A 26,146-nucleotide genomic window follows, 5' to 3' on the forward strand; every position below is an offset into this window, starting at 1 on the left:
AGGAACATCTCGCACAACATGATCTGAACGATCTGAGGTGCGATGATGAGCACTTCGGATAGAAATAACAGAGACTTAGGGACTTCGCAGCGCAGCAAGAAGCCGCCGCCGTTTTCACTACGCCTAACCTTTGAAGAACGTGCCCACTTGGAGGAACTGGCGGGAAACGAACCTTTGGGCTCATACATCAAGCGCAAGGTCTTTGACGGCAAAGGCGCAGGCACCAAGAGGGCACGAGCCCGTAAGCGTCGCCCGATCAAAGATGAGCAGCGGCTCGCCCAGGTATTGGCGATGCTCGGGCAATCGCGGATCGCCAACAATTTGAACCAGCTCGCCAAAGCTGCAAATCTTGGCACTTTGCCAATGATGCCCGATACGGAACGCGACATTCGGCGCGCATGCGCCGACGTGGCGCTGATTCGCCGTGAGCTTCTTCGCGCGCTCGGCCATCGTACCGATGTGGAGCCGTCATGATCCTGAAAGGCTCACAACGAGGCGGCGCAAAGCAGCTCGGGCTTCATCTCCTGAAGACAGAAGAAAACGAGCATGTCGAGTTGCACGACATTCGCGGTTTCATGTCTGAAGATGTTGTTGGCGCATTGCGGGAAGCAGAGGCAATTTCCAAGGGAACGAAGTGCAAGCAGTTCCTGTTCTCGGTCAGCCTCAATCCACCCGAAACAGAAAACGTGCGCGTTGAAACCTTCGAGCAAGCGATTGCGGCCATCGAAGAAAAGCACGGGCTTACGGACCAGCCCCGCGTGATCATCTTTCATGAAAAAGAAGGACGACGGCATTGCCATGCTGTGTGGAGCCGGATCGAAGCCGAGACAATGACGGCAAAGCCGCTTCCCTTTTTCAAGAACAAGCTGATGGAAGTCTCAAAGCAGCTCTATCTCGAACACGGCTGGCAGTTGCCGAAGGGTTTCACCAACGCCAAGGATCGCGACCCGCGCAACTTCACCTTGGCAGAATGGCAACAAGCCAAACGTGTCGGTCGGCATGCAGGCGAGCTAAAGGCAGACATCCAAGAGGCCTGGGCAATCTCGGACACGCGTCGGGCATTCTCGCACGCGCTCGAAGAACGCGGGCTCTATTTGGCGCGGGGAGATAAGCGCGGCCATGTCGCCGTTACCTTCGAAGGTGAAGTAATCTCAATCCCTCGTGCCATCGGCAAGAAGTCAAAGGACATTACCCAACGCCTCGGCAAGCCTTCAGAATTGGGGAGCGTTGAAGAGACCCGCCAACGCATTGCGAAAGACATCCTGCCAAAGATCGCGTCGCATGTTGCGAAGGCGCAGGCTGACACGCAGAAAAACTTGTCGGGCCTGAACGAACGCCGTTTAGCCATGAAAGCTCAGCATTCCGATGAGCGCAGCAGGCTGGACTCGGGGCAGCAAGCCCGCGCTGACCAAGAAGCGAAAGACCGCGCTGCACGATTCCGAATAGGCCTACGCGGCCTTTTGGATCGCGTGACAGGCAAACGCGCCGCTCTGGAAAAGCAAAACCAGATGGAAGCCGTCTGGGCACTTCAGCGCGACCGCGAGCAACGCCAAGCCCTTGTGTTCGAGCAACTGAGAGAACGCCAATCCCTACAGGCACAGATCAAGGCTGAACGTAGCCGTCACGCTGCCGTGCTGCGGGGGTTGCACCATGACCGAACGAACTACAGGCTCATGCGGCGCGGGTTGGAGCCTTTGGCCAAGAAGGTCTTCACACCTGTCAGAAGCGCTATGAAGGCGGCCAGCGAGTTGGAGGTGCCAAAGAAGCATGTATTGATTCTGCGTGATCACGTAAGGGACAATTTCGCTGCACGGGAAACCACGAAAGATGCCTATGTCTCAAAGCAGAAAGAAATTTCCAAAGAGCGCTTGGTTTCAACCCAGGACCGCTTGAAAGAACTCCGCGCTAAGGCTGCCAAGTCGACAAACCAAAAAGACCAAAACCAAGAGCGATTGCGCCGCCTACGAGAGCGCAAACGCGACGATCCTGACAGGGGGCCGGAGTTCGAACGCTAGCCTGAGGTGCGATGATCAACGTAGCCGATATGCTGTTTTATGAGACGAAGCCCTTCGTGCAGCGCGGGGGGTTGCCAGTCTTCGAGACCCTGTCGGAACAATGTGAAGCCCCAAGTGCTGACGCTATCCGCCTGAAAATGGTCTAGCGCTGCGTAGACGGCTGCGGAGCGAACATCGAAGTCTTCCTCGCAATTCTGAACGGCCTCTTCCAAGACGCGCATATGCTCGGCATCGATCTGATATCTCGGGACTTCGTTTTTGGTCGCGTTCCACATCGCGATATTCAATCAAAAACAAAACCGATGAGTCAAGAACAAAAGAAGAACAAAGGCGCTGCAGAAAAGCGCGGCGCTCTTCGTCAAAGTGCATCGAATAGGTCTGCCTGTTTGGGAACTTCGCTGTTCGACTTGGGAACGAAGGACGCGCACGGCCCGACGAGGATGAAGTTCTGCTTGCCGTGTCGGACACGCATGCCGTGGTAGAAGCCTTCGGGCTTGAACCTCTCGGCGGCTGGTAGACAAGCGACCTCTTGATAGGTCGTTGGCTCACCGTTGAAGAAGCGTTCAGGGACAAGTCGATAGGCTTCGGCATAACGGTTTGATTCCATCAAGCGCATGCCGGTGCAGACCCATAGAGCGTTCTGCCACGCAAACGGCTTTCGAACCTTTCCTTCCAAGCCGATTTTGTCGGCACTGTAGGATGCGCTGATATCGCCTTCGCCGATCAGTCTATCTCGCGTGTGGCACCATGTGCCGGAGGCAAGGCGTGCGGGATCGACGCGATACTTTTTGGGTGTGACGGGAGCGCTCATGAGCGCCCCGCTGCGTTGTCGTCGGCGTCATCGAGCGGCTGACGAAGAACGATGCGACCGCCGACGGGCAAGGATTCGAGCTGAAGCGTGTAGCCCTTTTCGTCCCTATGCACCCAGGCTGCGCCGACTTTGTTCCAGTAGGATTTTTCACCTTTCTGGGTGACGTGCCACGCCAGAAATTCCGGTGCGCGGAACTCGCGGGAATGCTCTTGCGAGGGTTGGGTGTTGTTACGTGCCATGATTGATCTCCTTTGTTCGGGTTGGCTTGCTAACGCCCCCCGATGAGACCGAAGGCAAACGGTCGCCGCGTCATTTCCAACACGGGTGAGGCCACCGCCGAACTGGCGCGGGCAGAATATTGATGCGCGATCCGCGTTCGGTCAGGGGGACAGGCGAATTGCTGCAAGCCACGCGCGGGCAAAGGTCACTTCATGCTGCGCAAATTCCTGACATCGAAAGTGTGTTTACGCGTTTCTCAAGCGGCACCGTCCAATTGATGTGTTGGCATGTAGCCCCGATCCATCAGCGCCTTCACTGGGCCATTGATGATGTGTGCGAGGGCCGAAAGGCCCTGAACGGTTCGGGGCCTCCTGACACTCAACAGGAGGTAACGATGAGACTCATCACACGCTTCGACGCAGCATCACGCAGCACACCTGAACTGCTCGCGCTTCACACTGAGGCATTGCGAGCATTCATGACTGCAGCACGCGGATCGCAAGAGCGCAGCAATGCTCTGGCATCCCTTGATGGCATTGAGTCGGAACTAGCGACCCGTACGCCTGCTCCATAGTTCTTGGTCGGCTGGCTACAGGCCTGCCGACCAAAAGACGTTGTTTTCGCAAACCTAAATCGAACAGTTTTTCTGAGAGTGATCTCGATAGGTCGGGCGTGTCTTCAAAGGATATCCATGACCGTCTGCGCCGACGAGTGCGTGACAACATGCAGCGGAATCGAGAGTTCTAGCGCAATGTCTGCTGCTGAAAGAAGCGCCGCTTGCTGGTGACTCTGAATCTCTTCGGCCGTTCGCACGGGACGTACCCTTGAAGTGTCTGCTGCTCGCCGGGATTGGATCGCTTCTGGGTCGTCCTGAAGAAACAGTATCGCCTGCACGTTCATTTCACCAAAGACCGACGCGGGGATATTTAGCAGGCCAGATCCAGTATCGACAACAGTGTGGCCGTCCAGAATTACTAGGCCGTTCTGTCCAGCGGTATGTCTTTTGAATGCCCTGATCAGCAATGTTTGGTTGTCCAGCACCGCACCAATTCGCAAGTCTTCGGAAGAATGAGTTTGCTGTCGCACAAGAGAGAGTTCGTCCTTGATGAGGTTGCTGGCCTCCAAATGCAGGAATGGCGTTTCGTCTACGACAGCTTTCAAAAATGTAGACTTTCCGATACCGGATATCCCCACGAATGCGATGGTTTTCATAGCACGTCAAACCCAAGGTTTAATCGCTGGAGAAGCGCTTCGAGTGGAGCACGGTCGATCTGAAATATCGCCTGGCTCGGATGCTTCCCCACCACGCCAATCTTTTGCAGGTCTGCCAACGCGACAGGATCATCAAAATACCCTGCGAGGAGGAAGTTCATGACCTTAACAGGTCGATCTTCCGTGGCCCCCCATTTTTCGAGTTGTGCTTCGCTGTAAACAGACCGCCTCTGCGCAAGTTGCATCAGCTCCTTCGTTGAGTGCGCCAACTCCATATTTTCTAAGATTCCAATCGCCGTGATAGCCTGAGACGGAGGGCTATTGGATTTGCCCTTGTAAAAGACGAGTATTGCGCCGGGCTGCTTCAAATTTGCAGGGGAACGACTAAGATATACTTTTCGGATCGTATTGCCGGGGCGGCTCGGGCCACCTGACAAGCCCACATGCTCGAACATGTCTGCTTGCCTGACATCTTTCAGCTCGGGAAAAAGTTCGTCATGGTAGTCTTCCTTGATCGGGACACCGTAGCCTTTGATGAATGGTTCCGTCGAAAACCTGGGGTAGTTCGAGCGCTGAATGTCGAAAATGGTCGCGCCCGACGGGACAATCAGCCTTGCAGTTGAAATGGGCTTCTCGTAGACCAGCTCACCGTCGGAACGTTCTATTGTTTGCTGAAAGCCATAGAACTCGAGCAGTTCAATGAGTGCGGCTTGTTTGGGGTAGGTTGTCAAATAGGTGGCATCGTAGCCGTTGCTTTGAGCAAACCACAGCACTTGCTTAAGCAAGAGTTCGCCAAGTTTGATACCGCGATTTTCAGGGCCAACTTTGAAGGTGCAAATCTTCAGTATCTTTTGGCCCGGTAATGTCGCGTCCGTATCAGCGCCAGTTTCGTCTTTCCGTATTAGTATTCCTGCGATTCCACCACCGCCGTGGCGGGTTACAATCCAGCATTTCCGCTGCTGCACGACACATTTTTTCCACCATGGATCGAAGTCGTTGTAGTCGCTTCGCAAGCTTTCGAATATCGGATCGTCGGACGGGATAGTATGCGCCTCGACTTCCTCGATATATCTGATCGGGACGTCGACCGGCTCGAAAGTCGATCTGAGGAGCGATGTAGCATCGGCTACGAAGAGCAAGCGATCTGAGAGCTCTGGGGCGTGTTTGCGCGCTCTTTCGTGAAGCTTCCGGTCTTCCGTTACTAGGAAGTCGGCCACATCAAGGCTGAGGGTATGCAGGAGAGTTGCATCAACAATGTCGTTTGGTTTTCGAAGTTCACCGAATTTTTCGACCAGTTGAACTTCGGTCAAGCCACGCACTTTGGAAATGGCCGGAAATTTCTCAAATTTGCTTAGTGAGACGCGTCTACGGTTTGCGTCTTTGTCTCTAGCGATGTCATCTTTCGCGGCCTCATGTACGAAAACTTTGACGCCATTCTTTGAAGCGAGTTGCAGGAACTTCGAGAAATTCGGGTCTATTTCACGATCATCTTCGAGACCAATGAATACGTTCGTATCAATGAGGTAGCGAGGATGACTCATGTTTTAAGGCTTCTCGCAACAATGGGTTTGCGTAAACAAATGACTGCGGCGGGGCAAATTCAAATCGATCCCGCAACTCCTCCAATCCAATGGCGCGAGCCAGTTGATGGACATTTCCAAGCTTAATGACCACACCTTCACCAAGGCCTGTAAAATAGGCGTCAAAGTCAGCACGTTCAATGCATGCGACTGATGAGTACTTGTCCCACATTTCCGCCAATGCGATTTTTTCGACACCTAAAATCCGGGCTGTGCCGGTCAGCGCGCGAATTGGACTGGTTGAATAGATGTATACGAGTGTTCCCTTCGGCACCTGAACCGGAAAGCGGCGCCGAAGTTCAACCGTTTTCGTTCCGTCCAAGATCGGGGCGGAGTATTGCGGCTTTATGCTTAGGACGACGTCGCGGCCAGTCCTAAACGGTTCCTCTTCGAAGATCGGAAACAGCAACTGATCGTCACTTGTTTGCTCAACTTCGAATGCTTCCCGAATGCGCAACGTGACGGGCGACGATGCATCGAAGCTTGCGTCGATTCTCAAGCTGGCACCTAGTCCGGAGACAAACTTTTTTAGTGCGGCAACGCTAACATCGGCGCGGTTCTCTATACGAGAAACGGCAGATCGACTAGCTCCGATCCTACTCGCCAACTCGCTTTGGGTCATGCCCGCGAGTTCTCTAAGCTCCTGCAACTTCCGCCCGAGCGACACCTCCCTTTCCTCTGCGGAAAACGTTTTAGTTTCAATGACTTTACCGAAAAGTTTTTGCACGAGTTCGCCCTTTTTGACAATGGTACCATCTACTAGATGTAGTGCACAAGGACTCTGAGGAGCCTATACTCACAGTTTAGAAAATAGTCACTAACGCGGTTGGCCGAGAGGCCAACCGATTTTTTTTTTCCGCTTCTCAGGCAACGGCCCGCGCCGGGCTCACCTCGATCATGGGCTGCAAGCGATGGAGGAAGTCCGCCGCGCGTTGCGCGTGGGCGGCGGCGCTGAAAATTGCCCGCTTGTCTTCCTTCAAGACCTTGAGCCAGCTCTGAATATAGGCTGCATGATCAGTGCCAGGCTCGGGCGTCAGTTCCAAATCGGCACAAAGAAAAGCTGCACCAAGCTCCGCAACGAGTTCTTCGCGAGCGTAGCCTTCGTCACCCCATTTCTTGCGTCCGAATTCACGGTCAAGGCGGCTCTTGTGCTTCGTCCAGTGGGTCAGCTCATGCGCCAAAGTCGCATAGTAGCTTTCAGGGCTTCGAAAGGTCTCGAAGTGCGGCATCTGCACATGATCGCTGCCGCCGCTATAGTATGCGCGGTTTCCGCCATGGCGAATGTCTGCGTCTGTGTTTCCGAAGAAATCTTCAGCATCTTCGATCCGTGTTGAGGGATCAGTGATCAGCTCGGGCTTCGCATAGTAGTGCTCGGGCAAGCCTTCGATCTGCTCGACGTTGAACACGCTGTATCCCTTCATGAACGGGATTTTCCGTTCTTCCTCTGATCCGTCGTCCTGCTCTTCGGTCTTGGTGATGGTGTTGGCGTACACAACCAAATTACCACGCTCGCCTTTCCTGACGTGTGCGCCAAGTTCCTTGGCCTGTTTGAAGGTCATCCAGAACGGCGAGAGATAACCTGCCTCGACAGCGGCACCCCAAAGCATCAGGATATTGATGCCATTGTAGGGCACGCCGTTGTGCCGCAATGGCTTGGTGATTTTGCCTTCAAGGTTTCCGCTGCTCCATGGCTTGAGCCATGTCAGTTCGCCTTGCTCCAAATCGGCAATAATCTTGTCGGTCACTTTCTGATAAACGTCTTTTTTCATTGGCTTTTCTCTTTCTTGGGTAGTCGGTTGCGCATGCAACCGGACTAGGCCCGCGCCAATGAGCGGGGGGACGGCCGTCCAGACCGAAAGGCATGGAAGTGGTGCGGGCGCAGGCGAAGCCGAGCCACGGTTCCGTGGCATTCGCCCGAAGTTACAACGCAGGGCTTGGTCTTGACGGGGGATGGGGCTGCATAGCCCCTAAACAAAAAAGAAGCGTCAGCACTTCGGGGCTGGCCTTAACTGCGCAAGGGATAGAAGCCGAATGGCCGAGACAGCTTGCGGGCTCGGTTCACGACAGCCCGACCTAAAGGGTGCGCTATTTTTTGAACGCGATTTTTGCACTGTCTAAATATTTCTTTCCTTTGCATCAAAATGAGAATGCAAATTATTAATTTAAAAAATATCTAATCACTAAAAAATTTAGAATGAAAAAAATTTAATTTCAACAGGCGCTCTGATCTTTATTGGGAAAAGTCCAATATAACTTCCTTCTAAATTGATCCGCCGACACCTTTAAACTTCTCAACGAAATTGGAGATGCGCTGGAACACATCGCGTTTCTTGGTCAGATACTGCGGATTGAGTGGGCTCATTTTTGGAAGGATCGAGTTCAGCTCTGTACCATTTTCGCTAGCATATTCTCGTTTAATTGATGTTGCGATATATCGCTTAGCGGCGTCCGGATTCAGCTTCTCATCGACAATGAGCTCTTCCGCTTCTCTGCGTTGTTCTTCCCGTGCGAATGCAAAAAACGCTTCAATCACCCCGGCTTTATCTCCGAGTTTATCAATATTTGTATGATTTATGAAATCGACTACGAGGCTTTCTTTTGCACGGTTACCAATACTGGCGCGTATGACGCGGCGAACTTCTCCGACGAGCTCTGACTTGCTCTTGGTCCTTTTGTTGTGCTCGAAGATGAGCTCAAGAATGTAATCAAGATTGATCTCCTGCGATTTCAGTAGATCAACCTCGAAGACGACATCGTCCCAATCGATTTCTGACTCGAGCTGTTCGGAACTTGCTTTTTCTCGGCGAAGCCAGTCCCTTATATCATTGTAGGTCGAACGGTAGTCCTGGATTTTCCGATCGGCGGGCATTTTGACAGTCTTCAGAACTTCAACGTCATCATCGGTCAGATGATGTACTTCTTTGAAAGCTGTAATAGCCTCAGCATCACTCTGATCGATTTCCTGAAGCTCTCTAAGGCTTGCAAATTCATCGTAGTTCTGAAGGATATTCTCGACACGAAGATACTCACCGAACAGCTTCGCGAACGCCTTTTTGTCGGCCTCCTTTTCAATCGTTGAAGGGTCGGGAAAACGCTCTTCAAGCTCCTTCACGACATCCATAAAGCCGCGCCTAGCTTCTCCCGTCGCATGGTCCGTAAAGCCCTGCATGTACTCGGAGTAGCTTTTTTCTAGGACTACGTTCTTAGTGTTCGCATTGCCGAACAGCGTAATCGCTTTGACAGTTGCCTCTTCAAGGTCACGGAAGGTGACGATATTTCCAAACGACTTGGTCGCGTCGTAAATGCGGTTGGTGCGGGAATATGCTTGAATGAGACCATGAAAGCGCAGATTCTTGTCCACGAAAAGAGTGTTGAGCGTCGGCGCGTCGAATCCGGTCAGGAACATACCCACCACGATGAGCAGGTCCACTTCCTTAGACTTCACCCGCTTGGCCAGATCACGGTAGTAGTTCTGGAAGCCTTTGCTATCGACGCTGAAGTTCGTTTTGAAAAAAGCATTGTAGTCAGCGATGGCAGCGCTGAGAAACTCCTTGGCGCTGCTGTTCAGCGCAGAAACCTCAAAGGTCTCGTCAGGAATATCGCCGATTGCATCCTGCTCTTCGTTGGCCGCGAACGAAAAGATCGTCGCAATCATCAAGGGTTTGTCGCTGTTGGATTGCTGCTTTTTCAGGCTCTCATAATATAGTTTTGCCGCCTCGACACTGCTGACGGCAAACATGGCATTGAAGCCCTTATTGTCCCCATACAGTCGATGCGTTTTTCGGCGAAAGTTGTCCAGGATATACTGGGAAATCTCACCGATACGCTGAGGATGCTGAAGGGCCTGCCTGTTCTCTGCGGCACTCAGCTTCTTCTCGTCCTGTTCGGTCTCAATGACCTTAAACTGAGGGCGCACATCGTTGTAATCGACCTTGAACTTCAGCACCTTTTCATCACGGATGGCGTCGGTGATGACGTAGGAGTGAAGCTCGCTCCCGAAAACGCTCGCCGTTGTCTCCGCACCCGAAGCATTTTCAGGAAAGATCGGCGTGCCTGTAAAGCCAAACTGGCAGAAGGATTTGAACTTGCGTTTGAGGTTCTTCTGCGCCTCACCAAATTGACTGCGGTGACACTCATCGAAAATGAAGACAACGCGCTGGCTATAGACGGTCAGGTCGCCTTCGCCTTTCATCAGATTGTTCAGCTTCTGAATCGTCGTGACGATGATCTTGTTGTCGTCCTTGGACAGATTGCGCTTTAGACCGGCGGTACTGTCTGAGCCGTTCACGCTGTCCGGAGAGAAGCGCTGATATTCCTTCATGGTCTGGTAATCGAGGTCCTTGCGGTCCACCACGAAAAAGACCTTGTCGATGAATTCGAGTTCGGTGGCGAGGCGGGCCGCCTTGAAGCTGGTCAGCGTCTTGCCTGAGCCAGTCGTGTGCCAGACGTATCCGCCGCTTTCGGGCTTGCCCAATATTTTGCCTTGAGTCGCCTTGCCTGCGAATGAGCTTTTGATCTTCCAAAGGATGCGTTCAGTAGCGGCAATCTGATAGGGGCGCATCACCAGAAGCGTATCGCTGACATCAAAGACAGAGAAATCCAGCAACACCTTCAGCAAGGTTCGCTTCTCGAAGAAGGTCGCGGTGAAGTCCTTCAGGTCCTTGATCAGGCTGTTATCGGCCTGCGCCCAGTTCATCGTGAAATCGAAGCTGTTCTTGTCGCGCTTGGTTGTGTTAGCGAAATAGCGCGTGTCGGTGCCGTTGGAGACCACAAAGATCTGCAGATATTTGTAGAGCGAGCTTTCGGAATTGAAGCTCTCCTTGCTGTAGCGGTGAATCTGGTTGAAGGCCTCGCGGATAGCGACACCGCGCTTCTTCAGCTCGACCTGCACCAGCGGCAGACCGTTCACGAGAATCGTCACATCATAGCGGTTCGCATGCGTTCCGGCCTGCTCGAACTGCTTTATGACCTGAACCTTGTTGCGACAAACATTGGCCTTGTCGACGAGATAGATGTTCTGAATCCGACCATCATCGAAGACGAAATCGAAGATGTAGTCGTCATGGAGCTTGCGAGCTTTGTCCGTCGCGCTGTCGCTGGGCTTGTCCAAATATGTTTCGACGAAGCGCGCCCACTCCTTATCGGTAAACTGAACGTCATTGAGCGCCTGCAGCTGCACACGCACATTGGCCAACATGGTGTCTGTTGACTTCAGGTCGGCCAGATACTCATAGCCCTGATTGCGTAGGTCCTGGATCAGCTCACGCTCAAGATCGGCCTCGGACTGGTAGCTATCCGCCGCTTCCCAGGCGCGAACATATTTATCGAGAATGATGAAGCGGTTGGTCTCGGCGATGGGAGTAGTCTGCTCAGTCACTCGACGCCTCCTCCTGCCAATAACTGTAATTGCTACGCAAATGCTCCAGCAGTAGCCTCACCGTCTGCTTCTCTTGCGCCGACGGCTCGGCAACGGCCTCGCTGGAAAGTGTGCTATGGCTTGTGAACTGAATGATGCGGTTGAAATAAAGTTGCTGGTCATCTGGCAGTAGCTCAGACCAACGCGGATAGCCCAAGAAATTCGACGTCTTCTCATAGAGGTTACGCAGCAGGGTGAAGTGATAGCGTTCAATCTTGTCAGCCGCGATTGCCTGCTCCAGCGTCTGCTTCAGGTATAGGTGGTAAGAAAAGCTCTGGTTGGAGTCACCATTCTTCGCGACTAGCTCAAAGGTTCCGTCTTCAAGACGTTTCAGCATGTAGCAGGTTTTGCTCTTCAGCTCATTGAAAAGCACGTTGAAGAATAGCGGGCTGTGTGTCGTGATGATGAACTTCAGACCGTTCGCGCTTTCGCTTCTCTTGATTAGGTCGGCGACATCGACGGCAAGCTGAATGAGGTGGTTCTCGTCGAGTGAGCTGACTGGGTCATCGATGAAGATGTAATCGAGACCATTAAACTGATCCGTCTCACGCTCATCGACTTCGGCAACGTTGCGGGTGCTGATCACCTGATCCAGCAAGCAGTAGAAGACGCTCCAAATGAAGTTGCTTTCCTCGCCCTTGGAGATTTTCAGATTACCAGTGCTAGTGTCGGTTCCGCGTTCAAGCGAGAAGGTCACCTCTGAAAAATCAGGGCTGAAGCGTGGCGTCAGGTTTGGTTGGGTATAGCGCTGGAAAGCGGTGATGACCCTTGTATCGAGTCCGAGGTCTTCAAAGGCGGATTTCGTGTAAGCATTCGGATGAATGCGAAGCTTCCGTTCGGTATCGCCGGTCAGGTCATTGTCCCAGAAGAACAGGTCTTCAGTGAAAGCGTTGTAGTAAAGCACTTTCGGTCGATAATCGTCGCCCCGTTCCTCGGTTTTTGGGTCAATCAGCTCCCTAAATTCACCTGATAAGCGCGTCTTGCCGGAGGCGTTGAACGCATAGATCAACTGTACCTTTTTGTCGGTGTCCCGCAGCGTTCCGGCGATCTCAGTCAGTGTCTGTGCCATTTACGCAGCCTCCGCGTCCGGTTTGGGAAAGCTAAGCAGCTGATCGCGGAACCAGGCGTACTGCTTTTCGCGCAGCTCGATTTCGCGCGGCAGGCCTTCGGAAAAAGAGGTCGTCAGGGTGTCGAACGTGTCGAGGATTGCGACAATGCTCGTCTGTTCCTCGAGAGACCTAGTAGGGTCGTCCGGGTAAGGAACCGGAAGCCGTACGTTTTTAACCCCATCAATCAGGAGCCTTTTTATCTTGCCGCTCGAAACGTATTGCGCTTTCTGATCATGAAAGGCATCTGTTTGCATCGCATATGCGATGAACTTCGGGTTCATGTTGTGGCGGAAAGCATAGCTATCATCGTGGATCGCGACTTTCTCTTCTCCCAGCCACGCGACCGCTTTGCCGACGTCTTCGATTGTTTCGCTGACGCCTGCGATGACAACATCATTTGGCTCAGCATACCGCAAAGACGCAGCCATATCGCTTCTGACGTTCGAAAGAGTTTTGTGCGCAAAGACACCATAGTGAGTATAGATTTCGCCATAGTGGATCGCGCCGATACCTTCATCCACATAATCGGCTTTCGTGAAGCGCTTTCCACGGATGAACTCACCAATCTCGTCCAAGGGTTTCCATTCGACATTCCCCCCTTCAAAGCTGAGAAGCCGGTCGCGGTAGTAATTAAATTGCTTTTTGCGGGCGGTTAGCTCGGCAGAAAGTTCGGCTGTGAGCTCGGTGAAGCTGTCAAGTATCCGAACAATCTCCGTTTGAGTGTCCATCGGCGGAATTGGCACCGGAAGCGTTTTGAGCGCGCCCGCATTCAGCGCAGGAATGCCCTGATGCGTAGCGAGGCTTTGTATCTCAGCGTCAGAAAACAGCAAGAAGTGATATAGAAATCGTGTATCGACTTTTGCCTGATCTTTGGGTGCGCACGAATAATTTAAATTGCCTCGAAAGAACCGACCCGACGTCCAAGTCACAAGGCCGACGCTTCCGCGTGATGCGATGCCTATGGGTTCGTTTTCTACATTGTAGTGATCGACATAACCTAGCGGCTCCCGACCGCTGTTGATCACTGGATACGGTCCCGGTCGCTGGGCGATAATCTGCTTGTTGATGTTCGGCCCAGTTTTTACCACGCAAACATCACCCAACGGCACCCACTCAACCGGAGCCCCATCCAGCAGTTTCTCCAAGAATTCTGCCGCAGTCATGCGTTGATCTCCGCGACAATCGCATCGATGTCGCCGCGCAGCTGATTGATCCGTTCTACCGTGGCGCTGATATCCGCATTTAACGCATCAATGTCGATTATCTCCCGCGTGTCGCGCGGCTGAACATAGGAGCTGACCGAGAGGTTATAGCCGCGCTCCACAATTGTCTCATACGGCACGGAGGCGGCGACGTGTGGCACGTTTTCCTTCGCATCGAAGACCTCTATCACACGCGCGATGTGATCATTTGTCATTAAATTGGTGTTGGTGGATTTTTTGAAAAACTCTTCACCAGTAGCATCAATGAACTGCGTGTTCGTGTTAGTCTTGTTCTTGGCAAGCACCAAGATCGTTACCGCGATGGTCGTGCCATAGAAGAGGTTCGAGGCTAATGCGATTACCGTCTCGACGTAATTATTATCGACCAGATATTGCCTGATCTTCTTCTCCGCTCCGTCGCGATAGAAAATGCCTGGGAAGCACACGATTGCCGCACGGCCCTTGGCGGACAGATAGCTGAGTGCGTGTAGTACGAAGGCGAAATCGGCCTTTGATTTCGGGGCGAGCACGCCTGCGGGCGCGAAGCGGTCATCATTGATTAACGTCGGATCGTCTGAGCCGATCCACTTCACCGAATAGGGAGGGTTGGAGACGATGGCGTCGAAGGGCTTGTCATCCTGAAAGTGGGGGTGGGTGAGCGTGTCGCCGCGCTGGATGTTGAACTTGTCGTAATTGATGTTGTGCAGAAACATGTTCATGCGGGCGAGGTTGTAGGTGGTATGGTTGATCTCCTGCCCGAAAAAGCCCTCTTCGATGATATGTTCGTCAAAGTGCTTTTTCGCCTGCAGCAAGAGCGAGCCAGAACCGCAGGCCGGGTCATAAATTTTGTTGACCTTTTCCTGCCCATTCATTGCTAGCTGCGCGATGAGTTTTGAGACGTGTTGTGGGGTGAAGAACTCCCCGCCGGATTTGCCTGCATTGGCGGCGTAGTTCGAGATCAGGAATTCGTAGGCATCGCCGAACAGATCAATCTGGCTGTTGTGGAAGTCCCCGAAATCGAGTTCCGCAACGCGTTTCAGGACCTTGGCCAATCGGCTGTTCTTCTCCGTCACCGTATTTCCGAGGCGCGTGCTGGTCGTGTCGAAGTCGGCGAAAAGGCCTCTGATGTCCTGCTCTGATGGGTAGCCATTGGCCGATGATTCAATCGCCGCGAAGATTTGCGCCAGATCGGTGTTCAGGCTGTCATTCGTGTTGGCGTCTTTCGCCAAATTGGCGAACAGCTGGCTGGGGTAGATAAAATAGCCCTTAGTCTTGATGGCATCGTCCTTGATGTCATCGGTGATTACGTCATTGGATAGAGCTGCATAATCAATACTTTCATCGTCGGCCTCGATATAGGCGGCGAAATTCTCGCTGATGAAACGATAAAAGAGCGTGCCCAGAACGTACTGCTTGAAGTCCCAGCCATCGACCGAGCCACGCACATCATTAGCGATGTCCCAGATTTTGCGCTGTAACGCCGCGCGTTGCTCTTGCCCCGTCATGACTTCTTATCCTTCTTCGCGCTGCCCTCGCGATTGTTGCTGTCCTCAATATCCACGCGCTGAAACTGCCGGCTGCCGACAACATTGAGTCTGGATTGTTTGTTATCGTTAACCGTTGAGCGGCGGCTTCGTGCTCGAGGCTCGTGTGCATCGACATACGAGCGCATGAACTCGCGCAGAACCTGAGCGGCGGGCTTGTCTTCCGCCTTGCACGCGGCGATAAAACGCTCGCGCAACTCCCGTTGCAACCTAATTCTGAGACCAACATCCTTCATGGCGAGAAAAGTGTACCCAATGGATACACATCTGTTAAGTGTCTTTTGATCAGCTCTCGCTTTGATCCAAAGAAATTGACAAGGTGAATGTCAGAACTGCCGTGATCCCTCTTCGGTAAGGAGGTCGCATCTAAACGCAAGTGTTTGGTTTCAGTGAAGCTGGCGTGGGTATCGGGGCGTGAAAGCCCTGTTCGGCATCCAATCCCTGTACAATTTGTTTGGGGTCTTGGGGTGGAATGCCGCTATGTCATAGGGAAGGTTCCAAGGAAGGGTAGCGCGAAAGCTCCCTTACCTGGTCTCGATGAAATCGTCTCCATGAATTGGTCTGGATGAAATCCTCATGGGGGTATTGGGGGAGCTCGAAGGCTCCCCTGATTGGTGATCGAACGGCCAGTCGTTCGTGCATGGTTCGGTGCAGGTGGAGAGGCACTTCTCCAAGTCCTGCGAGTGGGTTTCAAGGGGCGCGATAGCCCTTGATCTTCCTGAAGGGATCGATGGGTGCAGGGAGAGCGAAGTCTCCCGCGAGTGATGGAACGGCGACACGTTCTGATGGCTCTGGATGGGTTCAATACCCTGTAAGAGCCATGGCCGGAGGGATGCAACGGGAGCGCGCAGCGGGCTCCCTTGCCAAGATTGCGGTGTACTACACCGCACATCTTGCGGGTGACAGATAACCGGAAACTTCTGTGAAAATTGTGCGGTGCAAAACTCACACAGGCAAAATCGCCACTGAGGAAACCCGCCCATGCTGTCTCATCCAAACGGAGCCGCCGTAAGCCTCATTGAAGTGTGCTCTCAGACACTCCGAGACGCGAAGCAGTCTGTTGCCACGCCTTATCGCCATGGTGGATTGTCGCAGTGCACATGTTTAAATTCTAGTTGGAGAGCGGTACAAGAAGGCGGCCTGTCAAGGCTGCCATGTGATCGTCATTTGGGGCACTAGATTTGTGATCGAACTTTTGAAGTCCACTCTGCATCCTCCCAAAACCTGGGAGCTGGTTGCAGACATCCAAGCGGACTTCCTTAATCACGTTGAGGCTGGAACTGCCGAGAGGCAAAGGACAAACCTTGATGCCTTCATGGCGGAGATGTCATCTCGCAACAGCGAAGAGGCGCAGCTTGCTCTTGAAGCAATGCGCGTGACGCCGTTCCAGTCGCCAATCGACTATCAGGAGTTAGCCGCAGGTTCCCACTTTGTACTTGAGTGCCTCGAACAATATCAAAAGTCCGGTGAATTGGAATTTTCTTGCGAGGGGTTGGAAGACACTCCATTTGCGAACATCTACGCGCCGTCCTTATTTGGTATGGTTGCGTTTATTAGGCCAATAGAGAAAGAAGAGATTGATGTTGCATGCATATTGATTTCTGAACATGCGCTTAGAACTGCATGGGTAGTAAATTCTGCAAGCAAGGACTTGCGCGCAAGAATTTCCCATGAGGAGTGGCAACGGTCGATAGACTCATCTGAGTTGAAGGTTTCATTCGATGTCGATCTGGCGAGAGATATGACTTTCGCCGCGATTGGAGCATTCCTATGCCAGACAAGTGGCCTGACCAATGCCATGTATGAAAAGGAGAATGCAGGCGAATTGGATGAGTGCCGTCTTCTGCTCAGCTTCATGATGGCGCATGAGTACGCTCATATAGCGCTTCGCCACGGCTCTAGGATCAATGATGAGAAACCGCTTGCCATGAGTCCCGTGAGGTTGGCCGAACTGAGTCATATCACCCAGCAACTCTCCCGCAGGGAGCGAGATACCGTTGCGGTAAGCACCAATCGTCTTCGCTATTTCTTTGGACACCAGCAAGACGAGCTTCTCGCCGACCAACTCGCTTTTGGCGCCATCTATCGTGCACTTCGAGACCAACGAGATTCAGAGAAACTTTTGAAACTATTCTTTCGGCAGGTTCTTAATGGCTTCATGTGGTCAGAAATTCATGACGTCTTGGGGCGCACAACGATACATGGAACTTCTTGGGCTCGTGATATTCTCTATGATCCCAAAAAGGCTTTGCTCAACGATATCGCGTGGAGAAAGCGCTACCCGTCGGCGTATTCGAGGATTTCCTACCTTCACAACCGAGCACAGCTAATGCTAGCGCCTGCGCACCTAGAGCTCCTAGACAAAGAAATAAGAGAGGCGGAGCTGTTGTTTTCAATCTGGCGAACATCGATCTTAGGAGCTGGCGAAATGCTTCAGTTGATGTGGAAGGACGAAAGCGAAGAGACCGCGCAGTTGAGGAACAGCTTCGTTTGGAAAGGACTTCCAAGTAGTGTTAGTGATGGTGTGGGCTACAGTGATCACACCGAGGCGTTCGCCGTCCGCTCTTTGTCTGAGATCACAGAAAGAAAAAATAATGATTTCACATAAAGATCGTCTTGAGGAGATAGAAGTTTGGGCGTCTGAACCTAGCTCTGTCATTTTCCGTCATATTGGTCAGAGGCTCGCTGATATCGAGCCACTAGGCTTCTTGGAAGCAGGGTTCATGGATTTCAAAGAACCCAAAGCGGAGATTGAAATCGCGAAATACTTCTTTGAAAAAAGACTTCATGATTTCTGCAAGTCGTGGCCTTCTATGGAAGTATCTAGCGAGTCCAAATTTGCTTTTTTCATTGAAGATATGATAGAACGCTTGGTCAGCCCTGCACCAACAGCGCCAATGGCAGTTTTGGTTGCTAGAGAAATAATCGACAGGGCAACAATTGGCACAAAGGTAGATGAGGGTGTGACCGATGAAAGGTCAGACCCAGTGAGTGAAGAGAGTAAGCTAGATGGGGCCGCGTTGGCTCCAATATTTGAAGGGGAGTTGAACCGCGAGGCCATGGCGCGTGCGTTGGACGTAGTTTTGGCTAAGGAGGGTCTTTCCGAGCGTAAGGCGGCAGCCAAAGTTGGCGTAGGTAAGAACGACATCACTCGCGCTCGTAACGGCACTGCTTCTATTGAAAAGACCACCCATATTCTAACCGAGCTTGGCTACGCCCCACGCCTAACCATTCCTGACTAGACCTGCCCAAAGAAATGGGGGCATTGACGTGCCCCCAAAAATGGGGGCAGTATGATCCCATCAACACAGAATCAGTGAGCCGCCTTCAGCGGCCATGACAATCCCGATGAGAGTCGGGAACCGATGGAGGCTGGTCAAAATGGACGTACTTGATCCCCGACTTATCGATGCGAGTGCAGCTGCCGCGTGTTTCGCCTTGACGACGATATCTTTCAAATTTGGCATCGAGACAGGTGATCAACGTTATGCGGCATTAGCGTTCCTGACGCTCGCGGGCGGCTATTGGTTTATGCTTCCCTTGTTAGATAACTCGGTGGCATTCGCGAGCGTCGTAGTCTCCGCCCTGACTCAACTACTGGCACTATGCTTTGCATTCTTTTGGCTTCAGGAGCCGCTGACTGCTCCCAAGTCAATTGGAGTTGTGTTTTCACTAGCAGCAATTATTGCCTTCAGCATGCCCTCGAATGGCAATTCGTGAGGGCTGGGTAGAATGCAGAACTTTTCTCAAATGCGCGGCGGTGGCCTGCAAGCGGCCTTTGGACCTGTTGCGACCATCGGTGCGCTTGGCGGTGCCGTATTCGTTGGGCCAAGCATGTATCCGGCACTTGAGCCATTGGTATGGCACGCACTTTCTTCTCAGTACGATTACCAAACTGCGTCGTGGCTCTCCAAAGCGATGCAGATTTCAAGCTACCCCGCGACATACGTCATCCTGCGGCTCGCCATCTTGGCAGCGCTACAAACCGCTTCTGTGTGGGCCGTGAGACGGCTCTTCTGAGCCACAACCTCAACCCATGAAAGGAGAAACACCATGGCGGATATCACAAGAGTAAGATTTCGAAAGCGAGGGCCGGATTTCGGAACTGGCATCGCCGTTCTCATCATCCTCGGCTTCGTCGTCGCGGCCTTCTTTGGCAGCGTCCCGTCCTGGGTTCAGTGAGGGAGCGAAGGCAATGAGAGGAAGAAAACGCCTTAGCGCAAGTGAACGGCGAAATAACCTGGCAATCGGCATCGTCGGCATGATCATCGCCGCTTTGGTCGCGCAGCATGGCGAATTCGAGTTCAGCCTAGTTGTCGCATTTATCATCGGAGCCTTCGCTGCGGGCGGAATCTTTCGCGGCGTATTTGGATTCGACCAAGTTTGACCCCACGGTCATCAGGAAAGGAAAATCTATGGCAAATATGACCAAATATCACTCTCTGCCGCAACGCGTGGCCATGTTCATTGGCGGTTGCGCATTCGGCTATGTCACGTTGCTGGTAATGGCAAACTACGATGGCAGCGGTCTGTCGCAGGCAGGCATTGCTATCTTTGGGCTTTGTTCGCTCGGCGGCTTCTACGGCGCGTTCGTCGGGAAGCAATCGATCTGACGCCGCTTTGAAAAGCGATCTCGCAAAGCATGCTTCGCGAGATCGCCCCTAGCTCAACCAGAACCCTGGCCGAGGGCGATGCGGCAACATCACCCACGGCGCTTGTCCCAAATCTCGGGACCAAACGCAAAAGAGAATTCACATGATCGATCCCAGTCAGGATCGCTTCGGCTCGGCTGGCTTTGCCGATGCGCGTATGCGTCGGCGAGCAGGCCTCTACAGGAAGCAAGGAGCCTATATCGGCCACGACGCTGCTGGACGTCCGTGTTTTTCAGACCAGCAGAGTGCATTGCTCGTGACAGGCGGAGCAAGAAGTTTGAAGGGCAGTCTCGTCCAACCATTTTTGATAGACGGATGCATTTGCGGGACACATGGTCATCACCACATCGTGCTACTGGACTGGAAAGGACAGGATGGAGCAATCGCCGCTCTTCAAGTCCGTCATGGCCGTCACGCCTATTACTTCAACCCAAGAAAACAGCGTGGAATGCCCGCCCATAGGTTCGACGCCTTGGGACATCTTGAGGCGAAGTCTCCGACGCTCCTGCCAGACGCGATGGTCTTCGCGTCCAACTGGACGCCCGAAACCGATCCCAAGGCGGCTTATTTCCAGCAATGGGCGCAGAAGATCAACGTAGCGATTTCCGTCACGTATGCTCGGACAATCGGACCTGTCACGCTTCCGGTCATGGCTGACAAAGTCGCCGTACTCGGCGATCTGACTGAGGAATGGTTGTCGTTTCAGTATGAGATTTCAATTCAACCCGAGCCGCAAATCCGAGAAGTCGCGACCCTGATAGAGCGGGTTCAGTCGGGCGAATTCAAGGGTGGTGGATGGGATGGCATCAAGGGTGAACTCTCTAAGAGCTATGCTTGCATGCTCGATCCCCAACTTCGCGAAGCCCTATCTCCGCCGTTCGATTTTTCGTTCGACATGCTGACTGAAGAAGGCAGTCCTTCTTGTCTCGTCTCGATCATGGAGGACCTTGAATATGCCGAAACGTCCGGTCCGATTGTGCGGACACTTTTCTCGACGGCGCTACTGCACAAGCGTAGAGCCATAGCTGCTAGACCTCAGTTCTGGGTCTTGCAGGAGATCGGAAACATCGGAGCTTGGCCGCTCGCGGAGTCGCTGGCGACCATTGGTGCGGGCTATGGCATTCGCCCCGCATACGTCGTGCAATCCACCCGACAGCTCGAAAACCTGAAACGCGGTGCCAGCACCGTCATTCCTAACTCTTGCGGGACGCAGATTTATCTGGGGACACGCTCCGCCGAACAGGCACGGATCATCCAGAGCCAGCTCGGGCGAATGACCGTTGAGTATGTCGATCAAGCCGCAGTTGGGCGCGCCGAAGCTGCCCGATCAAGTGCGATCACCAAGATGATCTTGGGGCAAGGCGATCCCGTTCTGACGATGATGGAAGCCGGTCACCAAGAGTGCTTGGCGCAGCAAACCGTTAAGATGGGGCGTGAGCTTCGAGGGATCGATGAAATTCTCGGAGAGAAGAACGGCCAAGCGTTTGTCTTTATGCCAGGCGTACTGGCAAAGCCCGCCTACCTGACAATTCGACCGTATTGGCAGCGGCGCGATCTCGCAGGGCTCTATCTCGGCGATCCGTTTCACTCCAAGCCTGGCACCGTGGAAATCTCCACGTTTTTCGGGCAGCGCCATCGAAAAGTCGTCACCGAAAGAGTGCCGCGACGCCTCAGGGATTGGCCGCAGTACCGCGAAAGCGGCCAGTGGTCCTACGTGAGTGGCTACCGGCCTCAACCTTCAAACTAAGAGAGAGGAGAATGCGAGATGAGTGATCATCAAGAAGATACAAGCCGACCAATCACGAAGCACCGTGATGGCGCGGTTGAGGTCGCGATATGGCGGCGAGAGACTGACAACGGCCCCGTCTACAATACAGAGCGCAGCCGATCCTATCGCGATCAGGACGGAAACTGGCAGAATACAAGCGTCATCCCTGAACGTGATCTCTTGAAAGCGGCAAGGCTGGATCAGAAAGCCTATGAGAGCATTCAGCAGATGCGCGATCAGGAACGCGCCAAGTATGTAGAGCAGCAAACAGGGAGGCAGAGAGCCCGCGACCAAGGCCGTGAACGCTAAGGCGAAATTTGGCTGGTGGACTCAATTCATGGTAATATGAACCTAGGTGCTCCGGCCAAAAGCCTCAATCAGCAAGCGTTTCACGCTGCATCGCACCAACCGTGATCGGGCCTTCATGCCCATCACGATGAAATTCAAACACGAAACACGCTCAAGCGCGCCGCATCCTTGCAGACGCGACAGGTCGTTTCGTCCTTGCACGAAAAGGATACCCGTTCGTGAAAGATGTTGAAGCCAAGTCTGTATCTGACCTGAACGAAGCCATTGAAACGGCGATCAACCGACGTTCGACGCCTTCATTGGAAATCGATCTGGAACGCTACCAAGCCTACCTCGATGAACCTGCCTTGTCGCCCGAACAAAAGAAAGAAATCATTGAGGCGCTTTGGACGATCATCACAGCCTTCGTTCAACTCGGCTTCGGCGTTCATCCAGCCCAACAAGCCTGTGGAAAACCCGGAACACAGCTTGAACAGGCGGGCTTTTCGGAGTCCACTGAAGTACAATTGGATCAATGCAAACAACAAGATGAAGAAGCGCCTGCGCCATAGAAGCAGGCGGGAAAGAGAGGATTCATGGGAGTCCCACAAACCAAAACCGAGACAGTCAAAGCGCTGATCTATTGTCGCGTCTCGACAACCAAGCAGAAGCTCACAGGCTCAGGCCTCGATAGCCAGGAACACCGCTGCCGCCAGTACGCGGAAAGCAAAGGCTACGAAGTAGAGATGGTCTTCCCTGACGATGCTTCAGGCGGCGGAGACTTCATGAAGCGGCCAGGGATGTGCGGTATGCTGGCCTACCTCGATGCACAGCGCGATAAAGACTACGTAGTGATCTTCGATGATCTGAAGCGCTTTGCCCGCGATGTGGAATTTCACATCAAGCTGAGGCGTGAATTCGCGGAACGCGGCGCTCGTGTCGAATGCTTGAACTTCTCATTTGAAGATACGCCTGAAGGCAAATTCATTGAAACGATCATTGCCGCCCAAGGCGAACTGGAACGTGAGCAAAACAGGCGGCAAGTCAAACAGAAGATGATGGCACGCGTCGAGAAAGGCTACTGGGTCTTTCACGCGCCCATCGGGTACAAATTCGCGACGGACCGTATCCATGGAAAGCTGCTGGTTCCAGACGAGCCCGTAGCGGAATGCCTGCGCGAAGCTCTGAACGGCTACGCAAACGGTCTCTTCCGTTCGCAAGCGGAAGTTCAGCGATTTCTCGAAAGCAAGCCCGAGTTCCCCAAGGATCAACCGAACGGGAAGATCAGGGCATGGAAGATCACCAAGATACTGCGCAATCCGATCTATGCGGGCTACGTCCAAGCCAAGACATGGGGCGTCTCGCTCCGGCGCGGCCATCACGCTCCGCTGATCAGTCTCGCCGCACACGAGCGTATCAGGCAAAACCTGATCGAAGGTGCGCGTGGTCCTGCTCGCGCCGACTTTAGTGCTGACTTCCCCTTGCGCGGTTTCGTGATGTGCAGCGAATGCGGGAACGCCATGACGGGAGCTTGGTCGAAGGGCAAGTACAAGCACTATGCCTATTATCGCTGCGAGACGCGTGGGTGCTGTCAGAAAAGCAAGTCCGTCCCTCGTTCGAAGTTGGAAGCTGGCTTTGAGGACATGATGAAGAGCCTTCAACCTTCCAAGAAGCTCTTCGATCTCGCCATTGCGATGTTCAAGGATGCTTGGAACGGGCGCTTGGAACTCGCGCGCGCTGAACGTGAGGAATGGGCACAGCAGGCCAAGGCTGCTGATGAGAGAATTTTGGAACTCGTTGAGCGAATGGTGGAGACCAAGAACCAAACAGTCCTGAAAGCCCTCGAAGCCAAGATAGAAAGGCTGGAACGTGAGAAATTGGTACTGTTGGAAAGGGCTGAAGAACCGCTTCCAAACACGGCCAGGTTTGAAGAGTGTATTGAACTCGCCTTACGGTTCCTCGCAAGGCCTTGGGATATTTACAAAAATGGCAGTTATGCGGTTCGTCAGACGGTGCTGAGACTGGCATTTTCTGAACCGCTGACATTCACGCCGGATGGTGTGTATGGAACACCAAAAACCGCTTTACCTTTTAAAGTGTTAGGCGGCTTTTCGGCAAAAAAGTGTGAGATGGTGCTGCTGGAGAGAATTGAACTCTCGACCTCTCCCTTACCAAGGGAGTGCTCTACCTCTGAGCTACAGCAGCATCGTGGGGCGCTGATTAGCCGCAAAGTTGCAGCCGCGCAACCCTAATTCGGGCGACAATCTGGACGCTGCGGGGGGGCTGGGATAGACAGGCACCATGGCTCAGAAATCACCACCGGACAGTCGCGGCAAAAGCGGCAAGTCAAAGGCCGCCGCGGATCGCGAAGCGCGCTTGAAACAGGCGCTCAAGGCCAATATGGCAAGGCGCAAGGCACAGGCCCGCGCACGCGCGCAGGACGATCACACAGGCACGGCGCCCGACGCGCCGGACAAAGGACAGTAAGTCATGGATTCCATTCTGGTACGGGGCGGTGGACCGCTTGAAGGGCAAATTCCCATCGCTGGGGCCAAGAACGCCTGCCTGACCCTGATGCCCGCCACGCTGCTGAGCGAAGAGCCGCTGACCCTGACCAATGCGCCACGCCTGTCGGACATCCGCACCATGACGCAGCTGTTGCAGTCACTGGGCGCCGAGATCACGTCGCTTCAGGAAGGGCGTGTCATCGCCATGTCCTGCCACGGAGAGATCAACACCCGTGCCGAATACGATATCGTGCGCAAGATGCGCGCCTCGAACCTCGTGCTCGGCCCGTTGCTCGCGCGCGAAGGATATGCCGAGGTTTCCTTGCCCGGTGGTTGCGCGATCGGCGCGCGCCCGATGGATATACACACGGACGGTCTGGCGAAAATGGGCGCGGAAATCGATCTGCGCGAGGGGTATCTTTTTGCCAAGGCGGCGGGTGGACGTTTGAAGGGAGCGGTCATCGACTTTCCGTTCGCATCCGTCGGGGCCACCGAGAACATCATGATGGCCGCAACGCTTGCCAAAGGCACAACGGTGATCAACAACGCCGCGCGCGAGCCCGAGATCGTGGATCTTGCGACCTGCCTGCGCGCCATGGGGGCGCATATCGACGGCGACGGCACATCGACCATCACCATCGAAGGGGTGGATCGCCTCGGCGCTGCTACGCATCCCGTTGTTACCGACCGCATCGAACTTGGCACCTACATGCTGGCCCCCGCGATCTGCGGGGGGGAGGTGGAGTGCCTGGGCGGCCGGATCGACCTTGTGGGCGCGTTTTGCGAAAAACTGGACGCGGCCGGTATCGACGTGACGGAGACGGAGAAAGGGCTAAAGGTCCGCCGCCGCAACGGCCGCGTGTCGGCTGTGGATGTCACGACCGAGCCGTTCCCCGGCTTCCCGACGGACCTTCAGGCGCAGATGATGGCGCTGATGTGTACCGCAGCCGGCACCGCGACACTCGAAGAGCGGATTTTCGAGAACCGGTTCATGCATGCGCCCGAACTGATCCGTATGGGGGCAGACATCGAGGTGCAGGGCGGTCGCGCCATCGTCACGGGGGTCGACAAGCTGCGCGGGGCGCCCGTGATGGCGACCGATCTGCGCGCCTCGGTTTCGCTGATTCTGGCCGGGCTCGCCGCCGAGGGCGAAACCAAGATCTCGCGCGTCTACCATCTGGACCGCGGGTATGAACACGTGGTCGCCAAATTGCGCGGCGTGGGCGCGGATATCGAACGGGTGAAAGACACATGACCGACGACGCACGTTTCGAGGACGGTCGCGAGGCGCCGCTCAACCTCGGCGCTATGGATGCCGAGGATTTGCAGGTGATTTCATCGCTCGCACAGGATGCCGTTTTCCCGGCGTCCGAAATGCGCTGGTTGCGGGCCGAGGGGCGGTTTGCACTCCTGCTGAACCGGATGCGCTGGGAGGACGCGGGCGAGGCGCGCCACGCTCCTGAACGGGTTCAGTCCGTGCTGATGTTTTCGAATGTGCAGGCCGTCGCATCGCAGGGGGTGCCGAAGGGCGATGCCGATACGGTTTTGTCGCTGCTCTCCATCGCGTTCGAGCCGACGGATGCGCCCTCGGGCCATGTGGTGCTGACGCTTGCGGGCGATGGTGCCATACGTCTGTCCGTCGAGGCGCTTGAGGCGACGCTGAAAGATGTCACGCGCCCCTATGTGGCACCCTCGCGCAAACGGCCGACCCATCCGGACTGATGATCCTGCCGTCCCGTCGGGGGCCGCCGCGCACTCTGACGCATCCCGTTGCGCGCCACAGCTTCCGCCCTATCTGCCGCTGACCTAATTACCGGAACCGT

At 54.0% G+C, this 26,146-nt stretch carries 27 protein-coding genes, 1 tRNA gene and 1 pseudogene; 16 read left to right on the forward strand and 13 right to left on the reverse strand.

Going from position 1 to position 26,146, the window contains the following annotated elements; translation table 11 throughout:
* Positions 1-45: 45 nt before the first annotated feature.
* Both mobC and ABMC89_RS13385 read left to right on the forward strand, forming a co-directional pair.
* Positions 46-474, forward strand: coding sequence for a plasmid mobilization relaxosome protein MobC (gene mobC, locus ABMC89_RS13380; protein WP_349568718.1), 429 nt, complete (start codon positions 46-48; stop codon positions 472-474).
* Positions 471-2,015: a relaxase/mobilization nuclease domain-containing protein gene (locus ABMC89_RS13385; protein WP_349568721.1), complete on the forward strand. Its 1,545-nt coding sequence runs from the start codon at positions 471-473 to the stop codon at positions 2,013-2,015. The genes mobC and ABMC89_RS13385 overlap by 4 nt, the downstream gene beginning before the upstream one ends.
* Here the strand turns inward: ABMC89_RS13385 and ABMC89_RS13390 are convergent.
* The 12 genes from ABMC89_RS13390 to ABMC89_RS13445 form a co-directional block, all read right to left on the reverse strand.
* A complete protein-coding gene (locus ABMC89_RS13390) occupies positions 2,012-2,290 on the reverse strand; it encodes a hypothetical protein (RefSeq protein WP_349568723.1) in 279 nt (92 codons plus the stop codon). The genes ABMC89_RS13385 and ABMC89_RS13390 overlap by 4 nt on opposite strands.
* Before the next feature lie 83 nt (positions 2,291-2,373).
* Positions 2,374-2,826: a hypothetical protein gene (locus ABMC89_RS13395; RefSeq protein ID WP_349568725.1), complete on the reverse strand. Its 453-nt coding sequence runs from the start codon at positions 2,824-2,826 to the stop codon at positions 2,374-2,376.
* Positions 2,823-3,065, reverse strand: coding sequence for a hypothetical protein (locus tag ABMC89_RS13400; RefSeq protein ID WP_349568727.1), 243 nt, complete (start codon positions 3,063-3,065; stop codon positions 2,823-2,825). The genes ABMC89_RS13395 and ABMC89_RS13400 overlap by 4 nt, the downstream gene beginning before the upstream one ends.
* Positions 3,066-3,723: 658 nt before the next feature.
* Positions 3,724-4,257 carry an ATP-binding protein gene (locus tag ABMC89_RS13405; RefSeq protein ID WP_349568729.1) on the reverse strand — a complete coding sequence of 178 codons (534 nt, stop codon included), beginning with the start codon at positions 4,255-4,257 and terminating at the stop codon, positions 3,724-3,726.
* Positions 4,254-5,798 carry a GNAT family N-acetyltransferase gene (locus ABMC89_RS13410; protein WP_349568731.1) on the reverse strand — a complete coding sequence of 515 codons (1,545 nt, stop codon included), beginning with the start codon at positions 5,796-5,798 and terminating at the stop codon, positions 4,254-4,256. The genes ABMC89_RS13405 and ABMC89_RS13410 overlap by 4 nt, the downstream gene beginning before the upstream one ends.
* Positions 5,773-6,564 carry a helix-turn-helix domain-containing protein gene (locus ABMC89_RS13415; RefSeq protein WP_349568732.1) on the reverse strand — a complete coding sequence of 264 codons (792 nt, stop codon included), beginning with the start codon at positions 6,562-6,564 and terminating at the stop codon, positions 5,773-5,775. The genes ABMC89_RS13410 and ABMC89_RS13415 overlap by 26 nt, the downstream gene beginning before the upstream one ends.
* A gap of 136 nt (positions 6,565-6,700) precedes the next feature.
* Complete coding sequence (locus ABMC89_RS13420) at positions 6,701-7,606, reverse strand: ArdC family protein (protein ID WP_349568734.1); 906 nt, start codon at positions 7,604-7,606, stop codon at positions 6,701-6,703.
* Between the two features lie 491 nt (positions 7,607-8,097).
* Positions 8,098-11,214 (reverse strand): HsdR family type I site-specific deoxyribonuclease, encoded by a 3,117-nt coding sequence (locus tag ABMC89_RS13425; RefSeq protein WP_349568736.1) that lies wholly within the window; start codon positions 11,212-11,214, stop codon positions 8,098-8,100.
* Positions 11,207-12,322, reverse strand: coding sequence for a hypothetical protein (locus ABMC89_RS13430; protein WP_349568738.1), 1,116 nt, complete (start codon positions 12,320-12,322; stop codon positions 11,207-11,209). Before ABMC89_RS13430 ends, ABMC89_RS13425 begins: the two co-directional genes overlap by 8 nt.
* The gene (locus tag ABMC89_RS13435; RefSeq protein WP_349568740.1) at positions 12,323-13,525 is read right to left on the reverse strand and encodes a restriction endonuclease subunit S; all 1,203 of its coding nucleotides are present in this window, start codon (positions 13,523-13,525) and stop codon (positions 12,323-12,325) included.
* The gene (locus ABMC89_RS13440; protein WP_349568742.1) at positions 13,522-15,069 is read right to left on the reverse strand and encodes a type I restriction-modification system subunit M; all 1,548 of its coding nucleotides are present in this window, start codon (positions 15,067-15,069) and stop codon (positions 13,522-13,524) included. Before ABMC89_RS13440 ends, ABMC89_RS13435 begins: the two co-directional genes overlap by 4 nt.
* Positions 15,066-15,344, reverse strand: coding sequence for a hypothetical protein (locus ABMC89_RS13445; protein WP_349568744.1), 279 nt, complete (start codon positions 15,342-15,344; stop codon positions 15,066-15,068). Before ABMC89_RS13445 ends, ABMC89_RS13440 begins: the two co-directional genes overlap by 4 nt.
* Before the next feature lie 947 nt (positions 15,345-16,291).
* Here ABMC89_RS13445 and ABMC89_RS13450 point away from each other — a divergent pair.
* The 11 genes and pseudogenes from ABMC89_RS13450 to ABMC89_RS19035 form a co-directional block, all read left to right on the forward strand.
* Positions 16,292-17,716 (forward strand): M48 family metalloprotease, encoded by a 1,425-nt coding sequence (locus ABMC89_RS13450; protein WP_349568746.1) that lies wholly within the window; start codon positions 16,292-16,294, stop codon positions 17,714-17,716.
* Positions 17,703-18,350 (forward strand): hypothetical protein, encoded by a 648-nt coding sequence (locus tag ABMC89_RS13455; RefSeq protein ID WP_349568748.1) that lies wholly within the window; start codon positions 17,703-17,705, stop codon positions 18,348-18,350. The genes ABMC89_RS13450 and ABMC89_RS13455 overlap by 14 nt, the downstream gene beginning before the upstream one ends.
* A 139-nt stretch (positions 18,351-18,489) precedes the next feature.
* On the forward strand, positions 18,490-18,828 hold the full coding sequence (locus tag ABMC89_RS13460; protein ID WP_349568750.1) for a hypothetical protein: 339 nt from the start codon (positions 18,490-18,492) through the stop codon (positions 18,826-18,828).
* Positions 18,829-18,840: 12 nt separating this feature from the next.
* Complete coding sequence (locus tag ABMC89_RS13465; protein ID WP_349568752.1) at positions 18,841-19,128, forward strand: hypothetical protein; 288 nt, start codon at positions 18,841-18,843, stop codon at positions 19,126-19,128.
* A gap of 33 nt (positions 19,129-19,161) precedes the next feature.
* Positions 19,162-19,290 (forward strand): hypothetical protein, encoded by a 129-nt coding sequence (locus ABMC89_RS13470; protein WP_349568754.1) that lies wholly within the window; start codon positions 19,162-19,164, stop codon positions 19,288-19,290.
* Positions 19,291-19,303: 13 nt separating this feature from the next.
* Positions 19,304-19,495, forward strand: coding sequence for a hypothetical protein (locus ABMC89_RS13475; protein WP_349568756.1), 192 nt, complete (start codon positions 19,304-19,306; stop codon positions 19,493-19,495).
* A 28-nt stretch (positions 19,496-19,523) separates the two neighbouring features.
* The gene (locus ABMC89_RS13480) at positions 19,524-19,721 is read left to right on the forward strand and encodes a hypothetical protein (RefSeq protein WP_349568758.1); all 198 of its coding nucleotides are present in this window, start codon (positions 19,524-19,526) and stop codon (positions 19,719-19,721) included.
* Positions 19,722-19,863: 142 nt separating this feature from the next.
* A complete protein-coding gene (locus tag ABMC89_RS13485; protein ID WP_349568760.1) occupies positions 19,864-21,507 on the forward strand; it encodes a type IV secretory system conjugative DNA transfer family protein in 1,644 nt (547 codons plus the stop codon).
* Positions 21,508-21,525: 18 nt separating this feature from the next.
* Positions 21,526-21,837 carry a hypothetical protein gene (locus ABMC89_RS13490; RefSeq protein WP_349568763.1) on the forward strand — a complete coding sequence of 104 codons (312 nt, stop codon included), beginning with the start codon at positions 21,526-21,528 and terminating at the stop codon, positions 21,835-21,837.
* Positions 21,838-22,055: 218 nt separating this feature from the next.
* A complete protein-coding gene (locus tag ABMC89_RS13495; protein WP_349568765.1) occupies positions 22,056-22,388 on the forward strand; it encodes a hypothetical protein in 333 nt (110 codons plus the stop codon).
* A gap of 24 nt (positions 22,389-22,412) precedes the next feature.
* Positions 22,413-23,405: pseudogene (locus ABMC89_RS19035) on the forward strand (recombinase family protein); the annotation flags it as partial.
* Positions 23,406-23,946: 541 nt separating this feature from the next.
* Here the strand turns inward: ABMC89_RS19035 and ABMC89_RS13505 are convergent.
* Positions 23,947-24,021 (reverse strand) — tRNA-Thr (locus ABMC89_RS13505).
* Positions 24,022-24,117: 96 nt separating this feature from the next.
* Here ABMC89_RS13505 and ABMC89_RS13510 point away from each other — a divergent pair.
* Genes ABMC89_RS13510 through ABMC89_RS13520 form a run of 3 tightly spaced genes read left to right on the forward strand, consistent with a single transcriptional unit; the run spans position 24,118 to position 26,045 of the window.
* On the forward strand, positions 24,118-24,303 hold the full coding sequence (locus tag ABMC89_RS13510) for a hypothetical protein (protein WP_349568769.1): 186 nt from the start codon (positions 24,118-24,120) through the stop codon (positions 24,301-24,303).
* 3 nt (positions 24,304-24,306) lie between these two features.
* Positions 24,307-25,578 (forward strand): UDP-N-acetylglucosamine 1-carboxyvinyltransferase, encoded by a 1,272-nt coding sequence (gene murA, locus ABMC89_RS13515; protein ID WP_349568771.1) that lies wholly within the window; start codon positions 24,307-24,309, stop codon positions 25,576-25,578.
* The gene (locus ABMC89_RS13520; protein ID WP_349568773.1) at positions 25,575-26,045 is read left to right on the forward strand and encodes a DUF2948 family protein; all 471 of its coding nucleotides are present in this window, start codon (positions 25,575-25,577) and stop codon (positions 26,043-26,045) included. Before murA ends, ABMC89_RS13520 begins: the two co-directional genes overlap by 4 nt.
* Positions 26,046-26,146: the final 101 nt, after the last annotated feature.

The organism is Sulfitobacter sp. HNIBRBA3233, from assembly GCF_040149665.1.
GTDB lineage: Bacteria > Pseudomonadota > Alphaproteobacteria > Rhodobacterales > Rhodobacteraceae > Sulfitobacter > Sulfitobacter marinivivus.

Coding starts and splice junctions, on each gene's coding strand:
- ABMC89_RS13445 (WP_349568744.1), bottom strand. CDS start 15,344: ATGAAGGATGTTGGTCTCAGAATTAGGTTGCAACGGGAGTTGCGCGAG.
- ABMC89_RS13395 (WP_349568725.1), bottom strand. CDS start 2,826: ATGAGCGCTCCCGTCACACCCAAAAAGTATCGCGTCGATCCCGCACGC.
- ABMC89_RS13405 (WP_349568729.1), bottom strand. CDS start 4,257: ATGAAAACCATCGCATTCGTGGGGATATCCGGTATCGGAAAGTCTACA.
- ABMC89_RS13440 (WP_349568742.1), bottom strand. CDS start 15,069: ATGACGGGGCAAGAGCAACGCGCGGCGTTACAGCGCAAAATCTGGGAC.
- ABMC89_RS13485 (WP_349568760.1), top strand. CDS start 19,864: ATGATCGATCCCAGTCAGGATCGCTTCGGCTCGGCTGGCTTTGCCGAT.
- mobC (WP_349568718.1), top strand. CDS start 46: ATGAGCACTTCGGATAGAAATAACAGAGACTTAGGGACTTCGCAGCGC.
- ABMC89_RS13390 (WP_349568723.1), bottom strand. CDS start 2,290: ATGTGGAACGCGACCAAAAACGAAGTCCCGAGATATCAGATCGATGCC.
- ABMC89_RS13435 (WP_349568740.1), bottom strand. CDS start 13,525: ATGACTGCGGCAGAATTCTTGGAGAAACTGCTGGATGGGGCTCCGGTT.
- ABMC89_RS13465 (WP_349568752.1), top strand. CDS start 18,841: ATGCAGAACTTTTCTCAAATGCGCGGCGGTGGCCTGCAAGCGGCCTTT.
- ABMC89_RS13510 (WP_349568769.1), top strand. CDS start 24,118: ATGGCTCAGAAATCACCACCGGACAGTCGCGGCAAAAGCGGCAAGTCA.
- ABMC89_RS13455 (WP_349568748.1), top strand. CDS start 17,703: ATGATTTCACATAAAGATCGTCTTGAGGAGATAGAAGTTTGGGCGTCT.
- ABMC89_RS13520 (WP_349568773.1), top strand. CDS start 25,575: ATGACCGACGACGCACGTTTCGAGGACGGTCGCGAGGCGCCGCTCAAC.
- ABMC89_RS13480 (WP_349568758.1), top strand. CDS start 19,524: ATGGCAAATATGACCAAATATCACTCTCTGCCGCAACGCGTGGCCATG.
- ABMC89_RS13475 (WP_349568756.1), top strand. CDS start 19,304: ATGAGAGGAAGAAAACGCCTTAGCGCAAGTGAACGGCGAAATAACCTG.
- ABMC89_RS13460 (WP_349568750.1), top strand. CDS start 18,490: ATGGACGTACTTGATCCCCGACTTATCGATGCGAGTGCAGCTGCCGCG.
- ABMC89_RS13430 (WP_349568738.1), bottom strand. CDS start 12,322: ATGGCACAGACACTGACTGAGATCGCCGGAACGCTGCGGGACACCGAC.
- ABMC89_RS13385 (WP_349568721.1), top strand. CDS start 471: ATGATCCTGAAAGGCTCACAACGAGGCGGCGCAAAGCAGCTCGGGCTT.
- ABMC89_RS13420 (WP_349568734.1), bottom strand. CDS start 7,606: ATGAAAAAAGACGTTTATCAGAAAGTGACCGACAAGATTATTGCCGAT.
- ABMC89_RS13470 (WP_349568754.1), top strand. CDS start 19,162: ATGGCGGATATCACAAGAGTAAGATTTCGAAAGCGAGGGCCGGATTTC.
- ABMC89_RS13400 (WP_349568727.1), bottom strand. CDS start 3,065: ATGGCACGTAACAACACCCAACCCTCGCAAGAGCATTCCCGCGAGTTC.
- ABMC89_RS13410 (WP_349568731.1), bottom strand. CDS start 5,798: ATGAGTCATCCTCGCTACCTCATTGATACGAACGTATTCATTGGTCTC.
- ABMC89_RS13490 (WP_349568763.1), top strand. CDS start 21,526: ATGAGTGATCATCAAGAAGATACAAGCCGACCAATCACGAAGCACCGT.
- murA (WP_349568771.1), top strand. CDS start 24,307: ATGGATTCCATTCTGGTACGGGGCGGTGGACCGCTTGAAGGGCAAATT.